The sequence below is a fragment of the Candidatus Saccharimonadales bacterium genome, from assembly GCA_036397795.1.
Lineage (GTDB): Bacteria > Patescibacteriota > Saccharimonadia > Saccharimonadales > DASWIF01 > DASWIF01.
Genome location: DASWIF010000015.1, coordinates 14533 through 40546 on the forward strand (window position 1 = coordinate 14533; position 26014 = coordinate 40546).

Here is a 26014-nt window from a genome sequence, read left to right on the forward strand (position 1 = left end):
ATGGTAGGCGTATTGGTAATCTTGTTGTTCTTGGGATTGGGAGGCGCTTTGGTTTATTTTCAGTATCGCAAACTATTGCGCGAAGCAAAGAATTACGAACGCGGCCTAAAAATGGTCAGTCTTGTCATCCATTTGCCGCCGTCCAGCGAGGATACGGAGCTTGGTTCCAGAGATACGAGGGATGTGGCCGAAGAGACCATCTCCAAGGCCCAAGTGATGTACAACATTTTAGCCAGTACAGTTGAGGAAGGTTTCAAGCGGCGCTACTACGGCCAGCGGCACATTGGCTTCGAGATTGTCGCCAAAAAAGGAGCGGTCCGATTCTACGCCGCGGTGCCGATAACTCTCGTACCAGTAGTGGAGCAAGCCATCGTCAGCGCCTATCCGAGCGCGCAGGTGGAGGAAGTACCAGAACATAATATTTTCAGCCCGGTCGGCAAGATCAGCGGCACAATCGGCGGCGAATTGGAGCTAAAAGAAGACTCGGCCAAGCCGATAGCGACCTTCCAGGAAAGTAAGCGAGACGCTCTCCAGGCTATCTTCAACGCATTTTCAAACCTAACAAATGAAGATGGCGCCGCCTTACAACTCCTAATCAGGCCAGCCGGCAAAGAATGGTCGAAAAGTGCTCTCAAGGTCGCATCTAACATGCGTGACAAGAAAAAGTCCACGTCCACTGGTTCGGTAGCTAAAGAACTGGCCACGGCGCTTTGGAAGCCGCCAGAGGCAAAGGATGACAAAAAGGAACCGGATAAACCACTGTCAGCGCTCGAGCAATCGAATATTGAGGCGGTTGAAAGTAAGACCCGACATCCCGGTTTTGAAACATTAATCCGGGTTATAGCCTCTTCTAATACTGCCAGCCGGTCGCAAAATATACTCAACAATATGGTGGCCACCTTCGCTTTGTTTGATGCGCCCGGTAAAAACGGCTTCAAGTTCTCGCCGGCTAAGGACATCGAAAATTTTGTCACCGCTTTTATCTTTCGATTCTTTCCTCAGGAGTCGAAGCGGACCATTCTAAACAGCATTGAGCTAGCCACGATATTTCATTTACCGGAACAACGCGGCACGTCAACTTCATCGCTCGAAAGACAATCCTCAAAACAAGTAGACGGACCCAACAAACTGCCAGAAAGCGGCCCGCTGCTCGGATACAACGTATTTCGGGGTGTCAAAAAAGAGATTCGCTTGAGCGAGGAAGACCGCCGGCGACATCTTTATATAGTCGGTCAAACCGGTACCGGTAAAACGGTATTGCTCGAGAATTTAGCTCTGTACGACATGTTAGATGGTCGGGGTTTTGCCTTTATCGATCCGCACGGCGACGCCGTAGAGCGTTTGATATCTATGGTACCGAAAGAAAGAACCGAAGACGTTATTTATTTTTCTCCGGCCGATATGGATCAGCCAATGGGTCTGAATTTATTTGAATTCCAGAACCCGGAGCAGAAGGATTTTCTCATCCAAGAAGCCATCAATATGCTCTATAAACTCTACGATCCGGGGCATACCGGTATCATCGGTCCGCGCTACGAACACTGGTTTAGAAATGCCGCCCTAACGTTGATGAGCGATCCAAACGGATCAACTTTCATCGATATTCCAAAAATCTTTACCGATAACCGCTACGCCAAGCAAAAGCTAAAATATGTTACCGACCCAACCGTCCGCGAGTTTTGGGAGGGCGAGATGGCCAAGACCTCTGACTATCATAAAAGCGAGGTTCTCGGTTGGTTTGTCAGCAAATTCGGTGCCTTTATGAGCAACGAAATGATGCGGAATATCGTCGGTCAAACTAAAAGCTCGGTCGACCTTCGGCAGGTTATGGACGAGGGCAAAATTCTGCTGGTAAATCTGAGCAAAGGCCGTACCGGCGAACTTAACTCGAAGCTGCTGGGTATGATTTTTGTCATGAAGTTCCAGGCCGCCGCCATGAGCCGGGCGGCCATACCGGAAGAGCACCGACGGGATTTCTCGTTGTATGTCGATGAATTCCAAAACTTCTCGACCGACTCGTTTGCTACCATTTTGTCAGAAGCCAGGAAGTATCGCCTTAATCTCATCGTTGCCAATCAGTTCACGACTCAACTGAGCGAAGAAGTAAAAGACGCTGTATTTGGAAATGTTGGGTCAATCGCCGCATTAAGGGCCGGTCCGGATGACGCGGATTATCTGGTTAAACAATTCTCACCCGTTTTTGATCAAGAAGACATCGTTAAGCTGCCCAACTATAACGCCATCGTTCGGTTGATGATTTCCGGCGTACCGTCGCAGCCGTTCAGCCTGGCTACCATTCCGCCGCTTGGCCACCCTAATCCTGAGCTGGGACAGGCTCTTAAACGACTGTCGGCGGCCAAGTACGGCCGGTCGAGAGCCAAAGTGGAGACGGAGATATTTGAGCGTCTTAAAACAGCGCCAGAGCCACCGATAGCACGCCCGTTCGAATCGCCGTTTGGACAGCCACCGGCTTTAGGTTCCAGCCGCCGGCCGACACCGCCGGGCGGGACTTCTTTTTTGGACGAGTGGCTGGCCAAAAGACGAACTCAACCGCCAAAACCGGCCACGGATCAATCAAAGTCCAGCCCGTCTGATTCGACCGCGGAAGCTACCAATCAATCCACGGACCAGAAGACCGACGCCCAGCCAAACCAATCACCAACCGCCTTTGCGCGGGCTAAGGCTAGCGGCCAGATTAACGAGCCGGAGAGCCAAGTTAGCGGCGCCTTATCAGACAAAGATGAGGTCGCAAACTTGGCTAACCTGGTAAAAGACAAGATCAGTGAACAACCTAACGCCGAAGTAATGGATAAAGCCGCCGTAGTCTCACCGTCCCAACCGGGGGATGCAGCCAGCGGAGCTGATATTAAAATCGATGAGCATGGCAACCTAAGCTATGATGAAGGTAAGGCGGCTTAGCGCTTTAGTATTTTTCGCCAAAGGAGTTCTGACAACAAACCGACCAGCCAACCGATAGCCAAGAATAAAGCAAGTTCCGAACCGGATAGGGCAAAGCCGTTTCGGCGGGCGGCATAGAGCATGATTGCCAGCCCGACGGTAGCAAATAAACTGCCGCCGAGTACGGCCGACGGCCTGGCGATTGTCTTCTCCAGCGTCTCGCTCACGCGCTCTACGGCCGGATTATGGATCAATCGGCTGAATGACCGGCCCGGTGCTCCCAGCTGCCTTTGAACGCGTTTCAGACTCAAATTATAAGCTCGATTTTTATCGGCTTTGGTGATATAGGTTTCGGCTTCTGGTTGATCGTCATCGGCTAACTGTTCAGCCAGACCGGCACTCTCGGGTGAGCTTTGTCGTATTGATTCGACTTCCCGTCGCCGATCCGCTAGGTTTTCAGCCTCGACCGACTTTGGTGGGTGTTCAGCCTCAAATTTTTTAGCCAAGATTTCTTTGTTGGCGGCTCGTTCGTTGGGGCCAAACTTGGTTTCAGTTGAGGATTGTCGTTCTGCCATGCTAAGCCCCGCCACTGGCGTATTCTACGCTGACTAGCTTAAGTTCTTTCGTCAACTGGCGGTTACGGCTATAGAAGTAGGCGGACAGCATTATCAATCCGAAGCTGATAGCCACGTTAGCCGTTGGGCCGGTGTTTGGCAACGATTCGGCCAGTACTTCAGGTGTTTTGACAATCGGACGGGGGACCTTAATCACTACGGTTTTATGGTGCCAAACGTTTCTTAACTCAAGGTTATTTGACTCGAGGTTGTTGGCCGGCGATGGGCTGGCGGGGATGGGGTCTTTGATACGGACCGTTATTCGTTTGATGATTTCCTGATCTGGTTTGACTTCGATCAGGCCCCAGCTCAGAACGTTACCGTCATCACTGATAGAGGCGTCGTCGCTGTCAATTAAGTCGGCATACTCCAAAATATCTGCGATGTCCTCCTGGAACAGTACTTCGTCAGCTTGGCTGCCAACATTTTCCGCCGCTATTTCATAAATAATCGTGTCACCGGGCTGGGCGGTTGTGCCATTGGCGTCGTCTATACCCTGAGTTTCATTCTTAGCCCGCTTGACGAACACGATTAACGGGAAAGGTGTTTCGCAGTCTTCGTCGTCGATCCACTTGGACGAGTCAGTCGGGCAGGGCAGGCAGCGCGGATCGTCCTTGGGCAGGGTCGGCTTAATCGGACAAGGCGGTTCTTCCGGCGGTTTGCATTCACTGTCTTTGTACCAGATACCGGGCACAATTTCGCACTCGATGCACTCTTTATCCCGCAGCGTTAAACCCTCCTTGAATGGGCAAGGCGGCGGTGTGTCAGCACAGTTCGTATCGATTATTTGGTTTCGCGCCAAATCGATATTTTCGCCGCCACCATAGGTATCAATGGCAACTACGGTATAGGCTGTTTTAAATTCAGCCGATTGTTTAGCCGGCGGTATTGGCGCTCTAAATCCATGGTTGCCGCCGACACTCGCCTTTGGTTCGGGTAAGTTGGCCGCCAGCGTAAAGCGGGTTGGTTCATCGTCTACGCCTCTTAATTTAATTATTACCTTTACGGTAATCGCGCGGGATTTGGCATTAGGGTCATAGGCCCAGCCAAAAATTCCCAGACAACTAGCTTCTACTTGTCCCACCGGGTTTTCGGGCGAGGGCGGCGGTTCGTCCACCACCAGGTTGCCACAGTTCATCAAAACGGCGAACCAACGGCCATCACTGGTCTGTCCCTGGAATACGCGGTAGGTAGAGTAAGGGCCGCTATCCCATGACCACAACCATCTTTCGTAGACCGTCGTCGCGCTATCAGAGATGGGAACGGCTACTTCGCCAGCTTTGCCGTAAGGCTTTCGGCCGATTGACCTCAGTTTACGATCACGGTCGGTTGACTTTATCGTTGTTATTTTTGCATCTGCAAGGTCATCGCGCGAGATGCCATAGTGAGCAAATATTTGTTGCAGATCTCTGTGCCCATTGCCATCATCGTTTCGATCATAGTGACGGAGCAAGTCTTCAACTGAGGTAACACCAGTGTAGATAATATTATTTGGTCCGGACGCGATGGTTGCTTCCGGGGGCGAAATTATAGCCAAAGTCTGTAACGCTACCGCTAGAGCACTGAAAATTAGACCCAAGCGGCGAGTGAACTCCTCTTGCCTGAGCCGTTTGGCATAAAACCCAATGGTCGTAACCATACTTGGGCTGAAAGCCGCGTTAGCAACTAATTTCTTGAACATTTTGGTTTGTCAGATACCCGGGTTGCGTTTTATAATATATGCAACACTCATCGATAATTAAAACACAAGCGGCAAGCGCTAGGCAAGGTTATTGGTCGCTCGATTGATGGGGTTCAACCACTGCTAAACGTTTACGAGGTCTGAGGTTAAATTTGTCTAAGTCCGCAAAAACTTCCAGTTACGACGCCAGTCAAATTCAAGTCCTGGAAGGTCTTGAGCCAGTTAGAAAACGCCCTGGTATGTATATCGGTGGAACCGGGATCGAGGGCCTGCATCATCTGGTGTGGGAGGTCGTCGATAACGGCATTGATGAAGCTATTGCCGGCTACGCCACAGAAGTGGCGGTGATACTCCTAGCCGACGGACGAGTCCGGGTTCGAGATAACGGCCGGGGTATACCGGTCGATAAAGTAGCTAAAACAGGCAAATCGGCGCTGGAAACCGTGCTAACCGTATTGCACGCCGGCGGCAAGTTTGGCGGCGATGCCAGTGGTTATAAAGTGTCCGGTGGCTTGCACGGCGTCGGCGTTAGTGTGGTTAACGCCCTATCTACCGAGCTTAAGGCCCGGGTTTATCGGGATGGCAAGGCCTACGAGCAAGACTATGTTCTAGGCGTACCCCAATCGGAGATAAAAGTCTCCGGCAAAAGCGATCAGACCGGCACCGAGATAACGTTTAAAGCCGACGAGTCGGTTTTTGAAAGCGTCGATTTCAATTATGAGACTATTTTGGACCGGTTACGCCACCAGGCTTATCTGACCAAAGGGGTTAAAACTTCGATTACCGATGAGCGCAGCGGCAAAAAGTATAGTTTTTATTTCGAGGGTGGCATCCAGTCCTACGTCCGGCATCTGGACATAGGCAAGGACGTTCTGATCGACAAACCGTTTTATATCGAAAAAGAGATCGATAGCGCTATTGTAGAAATCTCGCTCGAGTATACCGATACTTACACTGAAACGGTTAAGGCCTTCGCTAACAACGTGTTCAATCCCGATGGCGGAACCCATTTGACCGGTTTTAGAGCCTCGTTGACCCGAGTCATCAATGAATACGCCCGGAAATCGGGGTTACTTAAAGACAAAGAAGAGAACTTATCGGGCGAGGATACCCGGGAAGGCTTAACGGCTGTCATTCTCGTCAAATTGGAAGAACCACAATTCGAAGGCCAGACAAAGAACAAACTCGGCAACCCGGAAGTCCGCGGCTATGTTGAAACCGTGATGAGTGAGTGGTTTGCCTATTACCTAGAAGAGAATCCGGCGGTTGGCAAAAGAATTGTCGGTAAGGGTTTACTGGCCGCCCAGGCCAGAAAAGCCGCCCGGGCCGCCCGGGAAAGCGTTATCCGCAAAGGTGCGCTTGAAGGCAGCGGTTTGCCAGGTAAGTTAGCCGATTGTTCCAGCCGTAATCCGGCTGATTCCGAGTTGTTTATCGTCGAGGGCCAATCGGCTGGCGGTTCAGCCAAGGACGGCCGGGACAGTCGCCACCAGGCGATCCTGCCGCTGCGGGGCAAAGTGCTAAATGTCGAACGGGCCAGATTGGATAAAATGCTGGCTAACACCGAGATTACCAGCTTGATAAAGGCCCTGGGAGTAGGCATTGACGAGCAATTCAGTCTCGACGGACTGAGATACCATAAGATAATAATTATGACCGATGCCGACGTCGACGGTAGCCATATTCGAACCTTGTTGTTAACGCTTTTCTTCCGTCACATGCTGCCGGTCATCGAAGCCGGCCACATGTTCATTGCCCAGCCGCCGCTCTATAAAATTACTAAAGGGAAAAAAGACCAATTTGCTTTTACCGATAACCAACGCGATAAAATCCTGTCTTCGCTCGGACTTGAGGCGTCGGACTCAGCCGAAGTTGACCCCGAATTGACGGTGTCGCTTGAGGATGATGGGTCCGCAAGCACCAAGCTGCCAACTGGAGTAAAGATCCAGCGCTACAAGGGCTTAGGAGAAATGAACGCGACCGAATTATGGGAAACGACGATGGATCCCGAGCGCAGAATGTTGTTTAAAGTTAGTGTCGAAGACGCAGAAAAAGCCGACGCTATATTTAACAAACTGATGGGTACGGAAGTCGAGCTGAGGAAGAATTTTATTCAAACCCACGCCAAGTATGTGAAGGAACTGGATATCTAAATGGCGAACGATAAAGCCAAGATACCAGAACCGGAGATCGAAATAACACCGGCCGTTAGCGGGGAGACTGTTCGTAGTATTGAAATGGAGATGGAGGAAAGCTACCTCCAGTATTCCATGAGCGTTATCGTATCGCGGGCCTTGCCGGACGTACGTGACGGCCTCAAGCCGGTTCACCGCCGTATCCTGCACGTGATGAACAACGAGGGCTTGAGAGCCAGCAGTTCTTACCGGAAAAGTGCTACTGTGGTCGGCTCGGTTATGGGTGATTTTCATCCTCATGGCGACCAAGCCATCTATGACGCCATGGTCCGGCTGGCCCAAGACTTCAACACCCGCTACCTCTTGGTAGACGGACAAGGTAACTTTGGCTCGATGGATGGTGACCCACCGGCGGCAATGCGTTATACCGAAGCTCGCATGACCCGGCTAACCGAAGAGATGTTGGCCGACATCGATAAGGAAACGGTTGACTTCCGGCCCAACTACGACGGCCGTAAGCAAGAACCAGTAGTACTGCCGGCCAAAGTTCCGAATTTATTGTTGAATGGCCAGCTCGGTATCGCCGTTGGCATGGCCACAAATATACCACCCCATAATTTAGGAGAAATCGTCGACGCCGTAATCGAACTGATAGACAACCAGGACGCCTCTCTGGACGACCTGCTAAAACACGTAAAGGGGCCGGATTTTCCTACCGGCGGTGTCGTTTATGGTGGCGAACCCATGCGGGCGGCCTATGGCACAGGCAAAGGCAGCGTAATTATTAGGGCCGTAGCCGAAGTAATCGAGGACGAAGGAAAACGAAACAAAAGTCAGATCATCATTACCGAGATACCTTACGGTGTCAACAAGGCCGGCCTGATTGAGAAAATCGCCGATCTGGTGAAGAACAAAAAGATTACGACTATCAGTGACATTCGCGACGAGAGCGCGAGAGGCACGGTGCAAATTGTAATTGATCTGAGAAAAGATTCTTACCCGAAGAAAGTTTTGAACCAACTGTACAAACTTACTCCGCTTCAGACGGCTTTCCATTACAACATGTTGGCACTGGTTGACGGTATTCAGCCGAGGGTTTTAGGTTTGGAGGAAATCTTAAAAGAATATCTTAAACACCGACAACAGGTCGTCCGGCGTCGGACCGAGTTCGAACTTAAAAAGGCCGAAGCTCGGGCCCACATCCTCGAAGGCTTAAAAACCGCGTTGGACCACATCGACGAAGTCATCGACACTATCCGCAAAAGCCAAACAGCCGAAGACGCCCAAGCTAATTTGATCAAGAAGTTTAAACTGTCCGAGCTCCAAGCTCGGGCAATCCTGGCGATGCAGCTACGCACGCTGGCCGGATTAGAGCGGCAAAAAATCGAAGACGAGCTGACAGAGCTAAAGACTTTAATCAAGGAGCTGAAGACAATTTTGGGCGACGAAGCCAAGATATTAGGGATTATCAAGGATGAGCTAATCGAGATCAAAGACCGCTTTGGCGACAAACGGCACAGTAAAATAATTACTCAGGAGCTGGGTAAGTTTAGCGAGGAAGAACTCATTCCCAATGAGCAAGTTGTTGTAACTCTTACAGCGGAAAATTACATTAAACGAAATGCGTTGAATGAATACCGAAAACAGGGAAGAGGAGGCAAGGGGAAACGTGGAATTACAACAAAAGAGGAAGATTTAATTGCGCAATTAACATTTGCAAATACGCACGACTTCCTACTCTTTTTTACTAATCGCGGACGAGTTTTCCGACTCAAGGTTTATGAAATACCAAAGGTTGGACTCAGCGCCAAGGGCGTCGCTATCGTCAACTTGCTGCAGCTGCAGCCGGACGAGGCCGTTAGCTCAATGATCAGGATGGATAAAGACGTAAAAGCCGTCGATAGCTATTTGTTTATGTGCACCAAATTTGGCACGGTCAAGAAAACCCTAATTGAAAGTTATCAAAATATACGGACATCCGGCCTGATCGCGATTAATCTTGACGACGACGACGAGCTTAAATGGATTCGCCAAACGACTGGAGAAAACGAGATTATTATTTCGACTTCCCAGGGGCAGTCAATCCGTTTCCATGAGGGCGATGTTCGCCCGATGGGCCGTACCGCTCGCGGGGTCCGCGGTATTCGCTTACGCCAGGGTGACGAGGTGATTGACATGAACACCGTCAAGGCAAACTCGTACATCTTTGTCATCAGTCAAAACGGCTATGGCAAAAGAACCAAAATCGAGCAATTTACCGCTCATCGACGCGGCGGCGTCGGTATAAAATCGGCGATTGTTAATTCCAAAACGGGTAAATTAGTAGGGGTGAGGACTTTGACCGATGATGCCGACGAAGTAATTATCATCTCAAAACTAGGCCAGACTATTCGACTCGGGCTCAAGGACATCTCCGCTATGGGCCGGACCACCCAGGGCGTAAGGATAATGCGGCTTAATCAAGGAGACAGCGTAGCGTCCATGGCCCTTATTAAGGAGCAGGAAGAAAAAGCTGCCGAAGCGAGCGAACAGACTAAACCCGCGGCACCTAAGCCAGGAAAAACCGCATGAGCATATTTTCCAGCCCATACATAGTTGTACCGTTTGTTAGCTGGTTGATCGCTCAGACAACCAAACTACTCCTGCAGGCTAGCCACGGCGATTTCAGTTGGAAGTATCTTTATAAATCGGGCAATATGCCCAGTTCACATACCGCCATCGTCATTGCTCTTTTAGTGGTACTGGCCTTTTTAAATGGGGTCGAGAGCGCCGAGTTCGGTATTGGAGCGGTCTTTTCGCTAATCGTGGTCTATGACGCCTTTGGAGTCCGCCGGGCGGTGGGCGAGCAAGGAGGAGTTTTAGCCAGGCTCATCGAACTCAGCCGGACACCCAAAGAGCAGCGAGAAGCCTTTAAAATCCGGGAGGTATTGGGCCATACGCCGGTTGAAGTCGCTGCCGGTGGCTTGATCGGTCTGATGACCAGCGGCGTACTCATGTTTCGACATTGGCCCGAGGGCACACGAGATTTGTTTAACACCATCACCGACACCGAGCGGACGGTTTATTACGGATTGTTCATTTTGGTCTTCACCCTCAGTCAGGCTGGTTATCGATTGATTGTCAAGAAAGGTTTGACCAGACTGCCAACCAGTAAACGCCTAAAACGAACCATACGCTACAGTTTTAGCGCGCCGGCTATATTAGGCCTGGTGGCGGTTTGGTTACAGAGCGAGGGTATCAGGTTGTTTACAACCAAGTTTTGGGTGTTAGCCGCCATCGGATGGATACTGGCTGTCGGCGGTGTCAATTACTTCCGGGTAGTGCGCCAGGCCAAAGCCGCCCTAAAAGAAGAGCACGATCACTTCCAGGTGGCAAAGCGAGAAACCCGTCAATCAAAGCGAGCCAGACGGACTAAGCGAAAGCGGAAAAAATAACAACGTTTATCGCCAATTCCATGCTTGACCCATCTGTAGTTAACCTGTATGCTGGCAGCTGACTCTTGATAAGTTCTTGTGAGGAATACTATTTGGAGCCGAACGTTAAAAGTTTGGTAGTGCAACGTCAACGTCAATTTTGACATTAGACAAACTAGTCTTAAGTCATTTCAAGGACTTTTAAGAAGTCCTTTTATGGAGAGTTTGATCCTGGCTCAGGATGAACGCTGGCGGCGTGCCTAACACATGCAAGTCGAGCGGCAGCATGCCCAGCACTTTGTGCTGGAATGACCAATAATCAAGCACCAATAACCAAATAAGCATCAAATACCAATTGAATTTGGAAATTGAAATTTATTTGTGACTTGGAATTTGTAATTTGGAACTTTCCAACACAGAATGTTGGGTGATGGCGAGCGGCGGACGGGTGAGTAACGCGTAGGAATCTACCCCAGACTGAGGGATAACCAGCCGAAAGGTTGGCTAATACCGCATAACCTCTTAGGAGAAAAGCTCCGGCGGTTTGGGAAGAGCCTGCGTCCGATTAGCTTGTTGGCGGGGTAAATGCCCACCAAGGCGACGATCGGTAGCTGGTCTGAGAGGATGATCAGCCACACTGGAACTGAGACACGGTCCAGACTCCTACGGGAGGCAGCAGTGGGGAATCTTCCACAATGGGCGAAAGCCTGATGGAGCAACGCCGCGTGCAGGATGAAAGCCTTCGGGTCGTAAACTGCTTTTATAAGTGAGGATTATGACAGTAACTTGTGAATAAGGACCTGCTAACTACGTGCCAGCAGCCGCGGTCATACGTAGGGTCCAAGCGTTATCCGGAATGACTGGGCGTAAAGAGATGCGTAGGCGGCTAAATAAGCGGATATTTAAATCCCACGGCTCAACCGTGTGGCTGGTATCCGAACTGTTTAGCTAGAGTATGAGAGGGGTCGCTGGAATTGCTGGTGTAGGAGTGAAATCCGTAGATATCAGCAGGAACACCGATGGCGAAGGCAGGCGACTGGCTCATTACTGACGCTAAGGCTCGAAAGCATGGGTAGCGAACGGGATTAGATACCCCGGTAGTCCATGCCGTAAACGATGGATGCTAGCCATTCGGGGGTATCGACCCCCTCGGAGGCGAAGCTAACGCGTTAAGCATCCCGCCTGAGTAGTACGAGCGCAAGCTTAAAACTCAAAGGAATTGACGGGGACCCGCACAAGCGGTGGAGCGTGTGGTTTAATTCGATGGTAAGCGAAGAACCTTACCAAGGTTTGACATCCTGCGAAGGCTTCCGAAAGGAAACTGTGCCCTCGGGAACGCAGTGACAGGTGATGCATGGCCGTCGTCAGCTCGTGTCGTGAGATGTTGGGTTAAGTCCCGCAACGAGCGCAACCCTTATGTTTAGTTGGATTTTTCTAAACAGACTGCCCTGGTAACAGGGAGGAAGGAGGGGATGATGTCAGGTCAGTATTTCCCTTATACCTTGGGCGACACACGCGCTACAATGGCCGGTACAATGGGCAGCCAACCCGCGAGGGGGAGCAAATCCCATCAAAGCCGGTCCCAATTCGGATTGCAGGCTGAAACTCGCCTGCATGAAGCCGGAATCGCTAGTAACCAGCAGGTCAGCACACTGCGGTGAATACGTTCTCGGGTCTTGTACACACCGCCCGTCAAGCCATGAAAGTCGCCAACACCCGAAGTCCGACCTTAGGTCGGCCTAAGGTGGGGGAGATGATTGGGGTTAAGTCGTAACAAGGTATCCGTAGCGGAAGCTGCGGATGGATTACCTCCTTTCTAGGGAGATGAACCAGCCCCTCATGTGACTCTGCGAGAGCACTTGAGGTGAGCTAGGTCGATCCAAGTTGTTGCATCATTTTTGGTATACCAGTAACAACTATCAAGCGAATTTATTCGCTAAACGGATAGGTAGACCAGACCCGGCGTTGAGTTGCACTACCAAACTTTTAAAATGCGCAGCTTTAAGGAGGGAGATACCCCCTCCTTAAACTTCGTGATTCTCCCCTGATTCTGTATCAATAAATTAGAAATGAATTCCAATTTATTGATTATTTTCCTACTAAGTAATGCTTGGGCAAAGTATCACCCCCTCATTCGGGATCATAAGAATTGAAATTAATTCAATTATCGTAACGATTGTTTACGGATTGAGAAATACAACATGGTTATATAATTAATTATATAGTTTTTATATATAACAGATTAGCTCTTAAACAACATAGATATCAACATAGTTATATAACTAAACAGTAATGATATCTTTTAGCGGTGAGAGCAGGAAGCCCATCAGGTTATCCAACAGGCCTGACATTAGTAAAAAGCCCACTATAATAACCAGCACCGCAGCGACCTGCATAACAAAATAAGTGGCCCCGCTGCCCATATACCGTTCAAACACATTATTGTGGCTGAACATGTTTGATACCCGGAAATTAAATTTTAGCAGGACGATTCCGACGCCAATTAATATCAAGCCGAGTAGAATGTTTGCTATTACCATTAACTTAAAGATAGCAGAAACTGAGCTTGTTAATAAGAGGTATCTTAAGTAGAATAGCGGCGGTTCAAAACCGTCATGGTTGGTCAAAACTAGGGAGCGCAGTTAGCCGTTTGGACAACCATATGGAAGAAACACCTGAAAGACTTCAAAGATTCATTTATAATAAACTCCTGTTAGTCGGCAAGATTTTCTGACACGGGGCATTAGCTCAGTTGGCTAGAGCACCTGCTTTGCAAGCAGGGGGTCGTCGGTTCGAATCCGACATGCTCCACCACGTCATAATTAACATACGAGCTGTACGCTTTTGCTAGATTAGCTCAATCAAAAGCTAACTAGCTCAGTTGGTTAGAGCGCGTCACTGTTCAGACCTTAATAAGTAAGTCAATGCCAGTTGGAGGGGCTGTAGCTCAGTTGGTTAGAGCGCGTCACTGATAATGACGAGGTCCCCGGTTCGAGTCCAGGCAGCCCCACCAACTGTTATTGACGAAACATGCTGTGTCGAGTCCAGCTCGACTTGAGTTACGAGGTCCCCAGTAAAGCTCGCTGATTTGACGGACAGTTTATCAGCTCGCTATGCTGTATCAAGCGGCAGTTTGACACTAGTTGAATCCAGGCAGCCCCATCATTTCATTTTAGGAGCTCACCATTCCCAGAGCCGAGTACGCTATTACCAGAGACGGATACCTAAAAGCAGTAAAGTTTGAGAACGCGGAAAAAAATAAATCATCGTTTTGGACTAAACGAAAGTTGGGCGTATTAGCCGTAGCTTTAGTTTTTGCTGCAAGCAATGCGGACGAAGTCAGCCGTTGGAGCCAATATGATTCGGACGGCCAGATCGTCTTACCGCCTGCTGGCTGCGAGATTGACGGATATCCCATGGACAACGAGCCAAAAAAGACGGCTGAAACACCGTTGATTGGCACCAAATCAGCTGCCAGACAGTTTACGGCCAGCAGTATAAACCTAGAGAAAATAGTAACCCAAGGTGTCGAGTACATGTATTCGGCGGTCGAGCACTTCACCATGGACCTATCAGGGATCGAAGTGGTCATACATGCGCCTAGCGGTGTAGAGATAGACCAAATAAAATTTGAAGAGTCGTTTCACGCGCCGCTTTCAAACGAAATAGAATATTCACATCCGGAAGTCAATCAGCTTATAGAATGCTTCCGCCGAGATCTAATAGTGCAGAAAAAGCACGCTGGCAGCGTCTACCACGTACACATTGCACCAGCTGGGCACTGCATCAAAGGGATGCGCTTCCAGCCAATAAACCAAGTCGAGAGATGCGACGCATCTGGGGCTACCTTGCCACAGATAGAAGTAAGTTTTCTGGGGATAGATCTAGTTAAATACAACTTAATGATGTTAAGTACGCCTCAAACAAACAGGACGGCCAGCCAATCAATATCAAAAACACTTTTACACGAAACCATTCATGCCTATTTAACGCTAGAAGAAGTGCCGCTCCGTTTAGATCCGGACGAAAAGCTGGTTAAGCACGTTGAACAGGTTGTTATAAAAACTGTATATCCCGACGGCGTGCCTATAGCCATAAAATATCCTTGAATCGACTGGTTTCGTTGTAACATAAACATCTTGTCGATAAAGCCCCTGGCAAACTCTTTACACGCTGGTTGATAGTTGGTACCATGTTAGCCGGTCAAAAGGAGACTTAAGGCGAAGATGAATACGACTCTAACATCGAAAGGGGCAACCCAGGCGTAGGTTAGACTGTATTTTTGACACGCTTTGGTCGCCTGAATCAGGCGACCTTTTAAATCTCTGGCGGACATGAACTTTAACAATTTAGATGGATAGAAAGGTATCTTGTAATCGGTCATACCGATTACTAGTTAACCAATGCAATTTCCCAAATCGTTTTGCCGCGTTCGGCCTGCTTGCTGGCAGAGCCAGCAACTCTGCCGATCGCTCATGGCGCATCGCATCGTCAGATGTTTACGGTGCTCACTCTCTGTACTTTACTGTACAGTTCGTTCGAGCTCCGCACATCTTCCTTGCGCTGCACTCATGCAAAACAATTTGGAATAGATAGATTCGTAGCGATTGGCTTGGATGTAGCACAAGGAGAATTCGAGAAGTGTACTGAGGCGTACTAACGTACTCCGAGGGAGCCTCGCAGAGTTCGACGCAGTGATACGCCAAGAGTTTTACAGTGCAACCGGCTCTGCCGGCTGGCAGGTAAAACGGCCAAACGTTACGAAAACGTAAAAAGTTACTCAAGGGCACGCGATGGATGCCTTGACATAAGACACCGATAAAGGACGTAGCAGTCTGCGATAAGCTTCGGGGAGCTGACAAGCAAGCTTTGATCCGGAGATGTCCGAATGGGGAAACCCGGCTAGGGTCATGCCTAGTCACTATGCGTTGAATATATAGGCGCATCAGAGGTAAGCGCGGGAACTGAAACATCTTAGTACCGTGAGGAAATGAAAGTAACAACGATTCCGGTAGTAGCGGCGAGCGAACCCGGAAGAGCCCAAACCTTACTTGTTTTCAAGTTAGGTGCTTCACACAGGAACTTTCAAACATTTACCATTTCTCATTTGAAATCAATGAAAAATGATAATTGTAAATTGAAAATTCTTGTGTGAGGCGCCCCTTGAATAAGGTGGCAGCCGAACACAAGTAACGGGGTTGTGAGAACCAAACGACCAGGCAGGAATACTCGAGGTTCAATCGAGTCGTCCTGCTTGCGACGAAGCACTGCTATAAGCTTCGATGGAGTTACAAATCGTATGGCTAGCAGAAGTGGCTGGAAAGCCAAGCCAAAGAGGGTGAAAGCCCCGTACGCGAAAGCCATGCGACTTTAGATTTGGTAACAGTTCGACCTTAAAACCGAACTTCTCGAGTAGGACGGGACACGTGAAACCCTGTCTGAATCTGGGAGGACCACCTTCCAAGGCTAAATATGTCTTATGATCGATAGCGAACAAGTACCGTGAGGGAAAGGTGAAAAGAACCCCGGGAGGGGAGTGAAATAGAACCTGAAATCACGTGCCTACAAGGAGTCGGAGCGGGCTCTTCATTGCTGAAGAGCATATTCCATATAGCAAATAACATATAGCAAAGATTTAGCATATGACATATGACATATGTTATATCTCTGTAATATGACAATTGTAATTTGTAATATGGGCTCATCACCAGTGATGAGCCCGTGACGGCGTGCTTTTTGTAGAACGATCCAGCGAGTTAATTTCTGTGGCGTCAGGTTAAGCGGTTAAAACCGCGGAGCCGTAGTGAAAGCGAGCCTTAATAGGGCGCATTACATGAGACAATACCGAGAGTTTTTCAGTTAGGCTTTGTTACTCATAAATAAAATTTTACGAATTTACTTCGGAAAATTTTATCCTTTTTTGGAAAAAGAGCAGCGAAGCGATGAGAAAAAACCTTGGTTTTGTCTCATGTAGAGTCGCAGGGATTAGACCCGAAACCGGGTGACCTAACCATGGGCAGGTTGAAGCGAGCGTAACAGCTCGTGGAGGACCGCACCAGTACACCTTACAACGTGTTTGGATGACCTGTGGTTAGCGGTGAAATGCCAATCGAACCCGGAGATAGCTGGTTCTCCTCGAAATAGCTTTAGGGCTAGCGTCACGAACGTAGTTTGCGGGGGTAGAGCTCTGTTTAGGGATGGGGCGCTTACAGCGTACCCACTCTTGACAAACTACGAATACCGCAAAAATTCATCGTGGCAGTCAGAACGGCGGGGCTAAGCTCGTCGCTCAAAAGGGAAACAGCCCAGACCACCAGCTAAGGTCCCTAAATATATGCTCAGTGGGAAACGAGGTGGGGTTTCATAAACAGCGAGGATGTTGGCTTAGAAGCAGCCATACATTTAAAGAGTGCGTAACAGCTCACTCGTCAAGAGACCCTGCGCGGAAAATGTAACGGGGCTTAAGCATATTACCGAAGCTGTGGAACCAGTGCTTTGCACTGGAACTGGCAACTGGCAACTAACAACTATCAAGCAACTATTAATCGTTAAAAGTTAATAATTTGTTTGGTGGTTGACGGTTGTTAATTGATAGTTCCAGCGCAGCGCGCTGGTTGGTAGAGGAGCGTTCCTCGGGCACTGAAGGTCGAGCGTGAGCAAGACTGGAGCGCGGGGAAGTGAGAATGCTGGAATGAGTAACCATATGTGGAGTGAAAATCTCCACCGCCGAAAGAGCAAGGTTTCCTGGGCGATGTTTATCAACCCAGGGTTAGTCGGTCCTAAGCCGAGGCGTGTAGCGTAGGCGATGGACAACGGGTTAATATTCCCGTACCGGTTATATTGTTGCGTGCTAGTGACGCGGCATGGTAACCCGAGCGGTCTCATGGTTATGACCGTTTAAATGTCTAGCGCTTCGCACTATGTGCTTCAGCGCTTATATGTCAGATAGCAGATTCCATATTGCATAGATTTTGCATATAACAGATAACAAATGCTATATGCCAAATGCTATACGACATATGAAGCGGAGCATGGAGTGCGGAGCGTAAAGCATGAATAAAACTGCGCGTTAAGCGCGGAATTCGGGTGACCCAAGCTGACCAGAAAAGCTGGCAAGTTTATAGATATAGCCGTCCGTACCGAAAACCAACACAGGTGCTCAGGTCGAGTAGACCAAGGCGTACGAGCGAACCTTCGTTAAGGAACTCGGCAATACAGCGACCGTAACTTAGGGATAAGGTCTGCCCCGGCGCGTCTCACTGGATGAGACGCACGGTATCAAGGAACTGGTATACAGGAACAAGGAAGACTCATTTTCCATATTCCCAGATACTGATTCCCGTATACTGTGCGCCTCTCTTGTGAGGCGCACTGGGGCCGCAGCAAAAGAGTCCAGGCGACTGTTTACCAAAAACACAGGTCTCTGCTAACACGAAAGTGGATGTATAGGGGCTGACTCCTGCCCGGTGCCGGAAGGTTAAGGAAGCGGATGTATGTCTGCGACTGAAGCCCCGGTGAACGGCGGCGGTAACTATAACCGTCCTAAGGTAGAATCGCTGCCTTAGTAAAATTGAACTATATGCTGGAAACCCCGTGGATCTGACGGTACTATGGTATATTTATTCCTTAGAATAGTATGCCAAGTGACAATCCGGTCAGTGCGGACAATCAGCAGGGAAGACTCAGTTCACAGTGGATTGTTGGGTTTGCCGATGGAGAAGGATGTTTTTCTGTCAGTATCTTCAAGAATAGAACCAGTAAATTTGGCTACCAGGTGTTTCCGGAATTCGTGATAACCCAAGGCGCCAAAAGCCAGGCTGTTCTCAAGGACATACAATCATTTTTCGGGTGCGGGAATATTTACGAGAACAAACGTAAAGATAACCACCGCGAAAGTTTGTATCGGTACTGCGTCAGGTCTAGAAAAGACCTGCTGGAAACAATCATCCCTTTCTTTGAAGCCAATCATTTGCGTACCGCTAAGCGATCAGATTTTAAGACGTTTAGCATGGTCGTAAGGATGGTTGAGAACCAACAACACATGGCCAATTCCGGTCTAAATCGGATTAGGCGGCTGGCCGGTTCTATGAACCGGCAGAAGCGAAGAACTAGAGAACCCTCAGAGACTACACGTTCAATACGCAACATAAACCATGTAGCGTAAAGATATAGTCCGATCTCTATGGCGACATAGAGGATGCAAAACACGAGAGTGCATCGTAAAAACAACTCTAATTAGTCTATTTGAGCGAAATTCCTTGTCGGGTAAGTTCCGACCCGCACGAATGGAGTAACGATCTGGACACTGTCTCAACGAAGGACTCGGTGAAAGTGCATTGGCGGTAAAGATGCCGTCTGTCCGCACCAGGACGAAAAGACCCCGTGGAGCTTTACTACAACTTGACATTGAGTCGGGGTGTATGTCGTGCAGCATAAGTGGGAGACTTTGAAGCGGATGCGCCAGCGTTCGTGGAGTCGACAAGTGAAATACCACTCTTCATATACTTTTACTCTTACGGGAGCCACAAATTGTGGAGCAATTCTTAGGCATTTAACATTTTTCATTTTGCATATTTCATAGATTTGTCATATGACATTTGGCACATCTTTGGCATATGAAATCTGGCATATGGTATCTGCTGGAATTTGGTCCCCAGTTTCTGGTTTCCGGACCGTGTCTGGCGGGTAGTTTAACTGGGGCGGTTGCCTCCCAAAGAGTAGCGGAGGCGTTCAAAGGTTGGCTAGTCTCGGATGGAAATCGAGATGATAGTGCAAACGCATAAGCCAGCTTGACTGCGAGGGCTACAACCCAAGCAGGTACGAAAGTAGGAGTTAGTGATCCGTCGTTCCGTACGCTCTTCACTGCGTGAAGAGCATTTACCATTTTTCAATTTACATTTTTCATTTATGGAAAATACCGACAATGAGAATTGAGAAACGATCAATGAAAATTACTCAGCGCGTAGCGATGAGCGTACATGAAAGTGGGATTGACGACGCAATCGGATAAAAGTTACCCCGGGGATAACAGGCTTATAGCGCCCAATAGTTCACATAGACGGCGCTGTTTGGCACCTTAAACATTGGGGTGCTGCAGGAGCAATCCTGCACCAACAATGTGGCTTATAACGGTGAAACCCTAATACCTTTTGTGAAGTATAATAAGAGGTAAGGGCAATACCGTGGGAAGTCTAACGTCAGCACAAAACGCGATTTTAGTGGGTAGTCTTTTAGGTGATGGAACATTACGCCGGCAAGGCAATCGATTGAATGCTTTGCTCGAGGTAAATCACGCCTACAAGCAGAAAGATTATGTAGATTGGAAATATGGATATTTCCAGGACTACATACTTGCTAAACCCAAATCACGCCTCGGCAGAGGCACAAGAATCGCATATCGGTTCACAACCCGTAGTTTGCCGTTGTTTACGGTTTACTACGAGCAGTTCTACCGAAACGGTAAGAAGATAATCCCGCTGGATTTGAAACTTGATCCGCTATCCTTGGCTGTTTGGTTTATGGATGACGGAACCAGGATTCGCTCAGCTTATTATCTGAACACCCAGCAATTTACTTTGCCAGAACAAAAGTTCTTACAAAGTCTATTGTTGAAAAGTTTTGGCCTAGAATCAGCTTTGAACCGAGACAAACATTACTTCAGGCTACGATTTACTATAGCTAGCTCAAGGGATTTGCATAATCTAATCGAGCCATACGTAGTAGGATCCATGAGGTACAAGCTGAATAATGACCCCGTAACGACTGAGTCGAAAGACGAGATTCCGGTTATTTTGCCGGAATAACACGCCACCTCCTGTCATAAGAAAAGTTTAGATATGGCCTATCGGTCTAAGTTTAAGCGACAGGGAGAAGATATAGTCTACGCCATATGAAAATATGGAATTAACGACAGCGATGTCGGCTCATCATATCCTGGGGGGGAAGCACCTCCCAAGGGTTCGGCTGTTCGCCGATTAAAATGGTACGCGAGCTGGGTTCAGAACGTCGTGAGACAGTTCGGTTTATATCCGGTGTGGACGCAAGGAAACTTGAGGGGAGTCTTCTCTAGTACGAGAGGACCGAGAAGAACGAACCGCTGGTGTACGGGTTGTGGTACCAACTGCATTGCCCGGTAGCTACGTTCGGACAGGATAAGCGCTGAAAGCATCTCAAGCGCGAAGCCCACCCCAAGATTAGGTTTCCCGCAGCTTCTCACTTGCGTGAGAAGTATTTACCATTGACCATTTTGCAAATAGCATTAATATTTCATCTGGCATTTTTCATTGCGGTCGCAATTGTTAAAAGCTACATGATAAATAAATGTAAATTGTGAATTGTAAAATGATAATTGCTCGTCGCGTGGGCGAGGAGCTGCAGAGCCCCCTGAAAGACTATCAGGTTGATAGGCGCTAGGTGTAAGTGCGGTAACGCATTCAGCCGAGGCGTACTAATAGGGCCATTGACTTTTTACGGCCAGGAAATTTTGGTCGCAACACCTGCCCATGAACCAAGTTCATGGCCCGTGTTGCATGCGATGCATTTCTTCGTTAGAAGCTTGCATGCTTCGGGCGGCAGTACTTTTGTACAGCCACCCCAGCGCTTCGCTTCTGCCTCGAACTGCATTCGCCCAAAATTCCCTGGTATAAAGCTAGGATTTTGTAGTTGGATCCCATCCAACCTCAACTCCCTGGTAACAGGTAAATTGCATAACCAGAAATTTCGCATACGTGCGAGATTCTGGAGGTTAACTAGTATTCGGTGTGACTAACCCGCTTTTCAAGCGGGAATAATCAACCACCAATAGCCAATAATCAATTGGCTAAGCACTTTCTATCCAACTAAGTGTGCATCGAGGCCTCGCTTTGAATATTGGTTATTGAATATTGATAATTCGAGCGAAGCGAAGCCTCGGTGCCCATAGCGGTAAGGAAACGCCCGTTCCCATCCCGAACACGGCAGCTAAGCTTACCTGCGGCGATGATACTTCTCTTTAGGGGGAAAGTAGCACGGTGCCGAATTATAGAAAAAGCCTCCTTTATGGGAGGCTTTTTCTTATGAGACACCCCGACCTCCCCCTGGCGGAATAAATCCGCCAGGGAACCTGGAGGTCCGGGTTTCTCATTACTCTTCCCGAGCTGCTCATTAAAGAATTATTTTTCGAGCGAAGTTTTTGTGCCGGTAAGAACTTTAAGCTTTAAACCGATATTGGATTGAGATAAACGAAGATTAATTTCACCTATATACAACTTCGCATCGTCGATAGTTTTTTGCGGGGTATAACCAAACCGGCCTTGTTTACTCATGTAGATTTCGTCGAATTTTTCAGTAAGGTCATTGAATTTAATAATCACATCCTTATCTTCTACGCTCGGAGTCTGTACTGTACCTGTTAACTCTTCAGCCGATTCTTTTGATAAATCTGCTAAAATCCGCTGCTTGTTGGAACGTATTTGCTCAACATCATTCCAGAATGAAGCATTGTTATATCTTATGGTCTCGTCTAAGAGCATACATTTATTGTAAAAATCTGTTAGTGAGTCCCACTCATTTCTGTCAAAGTCCTTAATGAACAGGTAGTTATTTTTACTCCAACTCTCATTAGGTAAAAGCCGTAAATCAGGCGGCAGTGTAGGTGGATCTTTTGCAAGACCCTTTTTAATTAACTGAAGTATTCTTTCGGCACTCTGTATTTCCAATAAGATAATATTTGCCGCTTCTCGTTTTCTGTCTCGTTGCTGAATTCTGTATACAACGTAAGCCGCAGTTCCAACCAATAATGTCGTGAGGGCAATAAAGAAACTTGAGTTAAAGAAAGGATATAAATAGTTTTGCAAAAACTCAGACATCTCATTATTTTGAACTTAGAAATTAACTACTGCAAGCATAAGCACCTCTGTTTAGTCGGCTCATCTTGCTTTTGAGGCGACTAAGATTTGAGGGTGGGGAGCTTTTCTAAAGCTCGCTCCACCATTCTTTCGCCAACGGGTCCGTAGTCTATTAGTTTGTTGACCTCGTTTGGCTCAATGAACTTAAAACCCGTTACAGTGCCGGCGGGGTCAGGAGTTTGTTCGGTCTTTGGTCGAATGGTAGCCACAACTCTAAGCTGGTACTTTTTATTTTCTTCAATGTTGGTCGCAAACTGGTAGCCAATGGGGGACATATCAATAACTTCCATACTTAGTTCCTCGTCAATTTCCCGCCTGAATCCGTCTTGCCAGCTCTCGCCAGCGTCTATCTTTCCTCCCGGTAGATTGGGCTTATCCTTCTCGTATTCCACGATAGCTACCTTGCCGTCCAGAAAGCACAAGCCATAAACCTGGTGTGTTTCATTGCTAGGAATATCTTCAAAACTGTCGTCATCTCGATACTCGATTTCGATTGTCCGTCCGCCGTATTCAAAGCTGTCTTCAATAGTCTTTAACATTAGCTTGATATCTCGACTGTTAGCGGTGCGTGGTCTGACAGTTGGGTGTCATCTGCAGATACTGATTTGTATGAGAAACCGTTAGGAACTAAGGCATAATCCAGCGTTTCCGATTTGGATGGATAGGATACATATTCTTTGAAATCACGCGAGCTTTGATAGCCGTCTCCAGCCAGCTGGCTAACATCTTCCGGACTCATATTAAAGTCGCCAATGATTATGCGTTGCTCGTGCCTTGCAGATAACAAGTCCGTTAGTTCGCTCAACTGCATCCTGGAATATTCATTGTTGGAAAAGTGGGCGTTAGCCAGTCTGATAGTGCCGGAATCTGTTTCAACCTCTGCTAGTAAAGCAATTCTTTGGTGCTTGTCATCCGGCATTTTGACGTGTGTGAAGCCCTCTACATTAGAGAGCGGATGTTTGGATATAATAGCCAAGCCCTCTTTGTATGCATCTCCTTTGGAAGTTACGTAATACCTGGTGATTAGTTCAGTGATGTGCGGGAAATTCAGAACATTATTTATCTGTCTGGCCTGAGAGTAGGGAGACGCATCTTCTTGAAGCATCACTTCCTGCAGGCAAGTTACATCTGGAGAACTCCTGCTCAAATAACCGGTAATACTTTCTAAGCGGCTGGCAAAATCATTGTTGCCGCCAATGTTTAGAGACACAATCTTCATCATCAAAGTATATCAGCCAGACTCGGGGGCAATGGGATTTAAATATCCGCTGGGGTGTTTAGCTTGGAAGATTGAAGCTTAAGAATTCTCGGCTGCCTGATAAGATAATATCGATTGCTAGGAGATTTTTTGAATCAATATGCTCGTGTCAACATTCAATTAGCCCACGAAATAGGCAGAATCGCCAAACAGTTGGTAAGTGGTCTATTGCTCTCCGGTTCTAACACCTATGGCGCGGACACTGCGGTCACAGAGCAGTCTGACATTGATTTGCTGATTGTGGTAGAAACACCCGCTCAGGCCGCTGGACTCATTAAAAATCTCATTGCGGCAGCTTACCTCAAACCGTATGAATATGATCGGTTCGAAAAGTTCCTGAGCCTTTATCAAGCAGGGCAAGCATCAACCTTTTCAGTCGCCACGAAGTATATAAACTCGACAATCAGCATGGATATCATGGACAAAGTGACCCTAAAGTATATAGCGTCCCTAAATTCTTTGGATGAAGTTTGCACTGATTACGGTCTGGATGGCACTTTGCACATTAGAACGCTCAAAGAGTTTCGTTCGAATAAGCCGAAGCTTGGCGGCTACACTTTAGATTCGTTGAGCACGGGTGAGAAAGTGATTTATCATCCGAAATATAGAACCGTGGAGGGCTCTGACGGGAATCTGCTGGGTTACCTGTCAGCGACGTTAGTGGATGGATTTGTTGAGCACGGGCGGGTACGGAAATATTTTATGGGCGTTTATTCTTTTTTCCTGACCGTGCAGCCGGAAATCTTGTTTGACAATGACGGTGAGCTCACTGCAGCGATACAAACCATGCAGTCAAACGTGAGGAACACTCTTATCAGTCCTCCAACCTACATTACGCGCCAAGAAAGAATGTCAAAACAAACACTTAATGAAGTAAAAAAGACACTAAGTGAAGCATAAGCACTCCTGCTATCTAACCTTGGACCATAACTTTTTAAGTAGACGTTACATTGATCGGGTTGTACACTAACTTAAAGAGGAGAACAGATGAGCAAGCAGCTATCATGGCGAGAGGCAGAGACATATGATGAAAATCTACAACTAGAGCGGGAGTTTATGGCTAGTCTAGACTCAAAGTCGATTAAAGTTGCCTCGCCACGTGATGAATGGGGTATAGTACGTTATTTAGGAGAATTTACGGCCGAGAACGAGCGGTATAAATTCTTGTTATTATGGACTAACCATCGAATACGGGGAACTCAGGTAGTAGCAGTGAGACTTGATGTAGCTGACTATGATAACTTAGAAGAATTTACGCAAACTTTGTGTAGCGACACTTCGTTTATTCCGAAATCATTTGATCCTCCACACTCGTTTACGCTAATAGAAAACGGAGTAGCTAGTTCTGTAGAAAATGTCGCCGCAAACCCTGGACGGAGAATGCGTGCAGTTAAGTTTGACGAAGAAGGCTTCTTCTAGCAGACGCATTGAAAAAAATGATTTAAATTACTTCCAGCGTCGGGGTGGGATGGAAATATGATTTAAATCATATTTAGCTTGGAATCCGCTGTCCAGCGGAGTGGGAAAATGGTTTTGCCCAAGGTGTGACTAGTTCTTGTGGGGGACATCAACAATCTTTTATTCATACCGCCTCTGGCCAAACCGGTATTGAACGAATGAAGCGAACAATAATGTAACGAGGACTGTTTGATCGAGCGAAGCGAGAGAGTTCCGCAAGTTACTGATTGAGAGCTAGTGAGTTCAACCCAGAGTTTGGCCAGCTGGCGGTCGCTTCTTTCCTCTATTTCTTGTCGGCACAAGAAATAGAGTCGCCAAAGCTGGCGTAGCCAGCGGTGAAAGGGACTTTGCCTTTCAAAAAGACAGTCCCAGGGCGCCGGGAAAAGGCGCATTACCTTTCTGGCAAAACAGAAAGAAGGGTTTAAATATCCGCTGGGAAAATTAGCTTTGGCATGATGCTAGGGTGGGGTTAAGCCTGTGTCGAAGAGAAAGGAATTTAATGTTCTGGTTCGATACCTAGGAATTCTTCCAAGGAAACGCCTTTAGGTAACTGGCGCAGAGATAACCTGTGGCCATTCTTTATTTCCACCCACGTATCGTTGATACCACCCGCATATAAACTGGCGTCAATGTGGTGGCCGAATGAACCGCCGTTAGTATAGCGAAGTTTACTCG

The 26014-nt window shown here is 48.0% G+C and carries 13 protein-coding genes, 2 tRNA genes and 3 rRNA genes; 12 read left to right on the top strand and 6 right to left on the bottom strand.

Annotated elements, in window-relative coordinates; all coding sequences use genetic code 11:
* On the top strand, positions 1-2919 hold the full coding sequence (locus tag VGA08_01110; protein ID HEX9679203.1) for an ATP-binding protein: 2919 nt from the start codon (positions 1-3) through the stop codon (positions 2917-2919).
* Here the strand turns inward: VGA08_01110 and VGA08_01115 are convergent.
* Both VGA08_01115 and VGA08_01120 read right to left on the bottom strand, forming a co-directional pair.
* Positions 2916-3488, bottom strand: coding sequence for a hypothetical protein (locus VGA08_01115; GenBank protein ID HEX9679204.1), 573 nt, complete (start codon positions 3486-3488; stop codon positions 2916-2918). The genes VGA08_01110 and VGA08_01115 overlap by 4 nt on opposite strands.
* Positions 3475-5193 (bottom strand): hypothetical protein, encoded by a 1719-nt coding sequence (locus tag VGA08_01120; protein HEX9679205.1) that lies wholly within the window; start codon positions 5191-5193, stop codon positions 3475-3477. The genes VGA08_01115 and VGA08_01120 overlap by 14 nt, the downstream gene beginning before the upstream one ends.
* Positions 5194-5345: 152 nt before the next feature.
* On the opposite strand from VGA08_01120, the gene gyrB reads away from it, so the two are divergent.
* The 4 genes from gyrB to VGA08_01140 all read left to right on the top strand — a co-directional run bounded on the left by gyrB (position 5346) and on the right by VGA08_01140 (position 12554).
* Positions 5346-7343, top strand: a complete 1998-nt coding sequence (gene gyrB, locus VGA08_01125; GenBank protein ID HEX9679206.1) for a DNA topoisomerase (ATP-hydrolyzing) subunit B — start codon at positions 5346-5348, stop codon at positions 7341-7343.
* Positions 7344-9896, top strand: a complete 2553-nt coding sequence (gene gyrA / locus VGA08_01130; protein ID HEX9679207.1) for a DNA gyrase subunit A — start codon at positions 7344-7346, stop codon at positions 9894-9896.
* Positions 9893-10759, top strand: coding sequence for a divergent PAP2 family protein (locus VGA08_01135; protein HEX9679208.1), 867 nt, complete (start codon positions 9893-9895; stop codon positions 10757-10759). Before gyrA ends, VGA08_01135 begins: the two co-directional genes overlap by 4 nt.
* A gap of 192 nt (positions 10760-10951) precedes the next feature.
* Positions 10952-12554: ribosomal RNA gene (locus VGA08_01140) — 16S ribosomal RNA — on the top strand.
* A gap of 466 nt (positions 12555-13020) precedes the next feature.
* Here the strand turns inward: VGA08_01140 and VGA08_01145 are convergent.
* Positions 13021-13365, bottom strand: a complete 345-nt coding sequence (locus VGA08_01145; protein ID HEX9679209.1) for a hypothetical protein — start codon at positions 13363-13365, stop codon at positions 13021-13023.
* 110 nt (positions 13366-13475) lie between these two features.
* Between VGA08_01145 and VGA08_01150 the strand changes: the two genes are divergently transcribed.
* The 5 genes from VGA08_01150 (at position 13476) to rrf (ending at position 21756) form a co-directional block, all read left to right on the top strand.
* Positions 13476-13552 (top strand) — tRNA-Ala (locus VGA08_01150).
* Between the two features lie 122 nt (positions 13553-13674).
* A tRNA-Ile gene (locus VGA08_01155) sits at positions 13675-13751 on the top strand.
* Between the two features lie 274 nt (positions 13752-14025).
* Positions 14026-14847: a hypothetical protein gene (locus tag VGA08_01160; protein HEX9679210.1), complete on the top strand. Its 822-nt coding sequence runs from the start codon at positions 14026-14028 to the stop codon at positions 14845-14847.
* Positions 14848-15507: 660 nt separating this feature from the next.
* Positions 15508-21210 (top strand): 23S ribosomal RNA (locus VGA08_01165).
* A gap of 435 nt (positions 21211-21645) precedes the next feature.
* Positions 21646-21756: ribosomal RNA gene (rrf, locus tag VGA08_01170) — 5S ribosomal RNA — on the top strand.
* 132 nt (positions 21757-21888) lie between these two features.
* Here the strand turns inward: rrf and VGA08_01175 are convergent.
* The 3 genes from VGA08_01175 to VGA08_01185 form a co-directional block, all read right to left on the bottom strand.
* Positions 21889-22584 carry a hypothetical protein gene (locus tag VGA08_01175; GenBank protein ID HEX9679211.1) on the bottom strand — a complete coding sequence of 232 codons (696 nt, stop codon included), beginning with the start codon at positions 22582-22584 and terminating at the stop codon, positions 21889-21891.
* An 80-nt stretch (positions 22585-22664) separates the two neighbouring features.
* Positions 22665-23162, bottom strand: a complete 498-nt coding sequence (locus tag VGA08_01180; protein ID HEX9679212.1) for an NUDIX hydrolase — start codon at positions 23160-23162, stop codon at positions 22665-22667.
* On the bottom strand, positions 23162-23842 hold the full coding sequence (locus tag VGA08_01185) for an endonuclease/exonuclease/phosphatase family protein (protein HEX9679213.1): 681 nt from the start codon (positions 23840-23842) through the stop codon (positions 23162-23164). The genes VGA08_01180 and VGA08_01185 overlap by 1 nt, the downstream gene beginning before the upstream one ends.
* Before the next feature lie 114 nt (positions 23843-23956).
* Here VGA08_01185 and VGA08_01190 point away from each other — a divergent pair, with 114 nt between their 5' ends.
* A complete protein-coding gene (locus VGA08_01190; GenBank protein ID HEX9679214.1) occupies positions 23957-24781 on the top strand; it encodes a hypothetical protein in 825 nt (274 codons plus the stop codon).
* 156 nt (positions 24782-24937) lie between these two features.
* Positions 24938-25300, top strand: a complete 363-nt coding sequence (locus VGA08_01195) for a hypothetical protein (protein ID HEX9679215.1) — start codon at positions 24938-24940, stop codon at positions 25298-25300.
* The last annotated feature ends 714 nt before the right edge of the window (positions 25301-26014 follow it).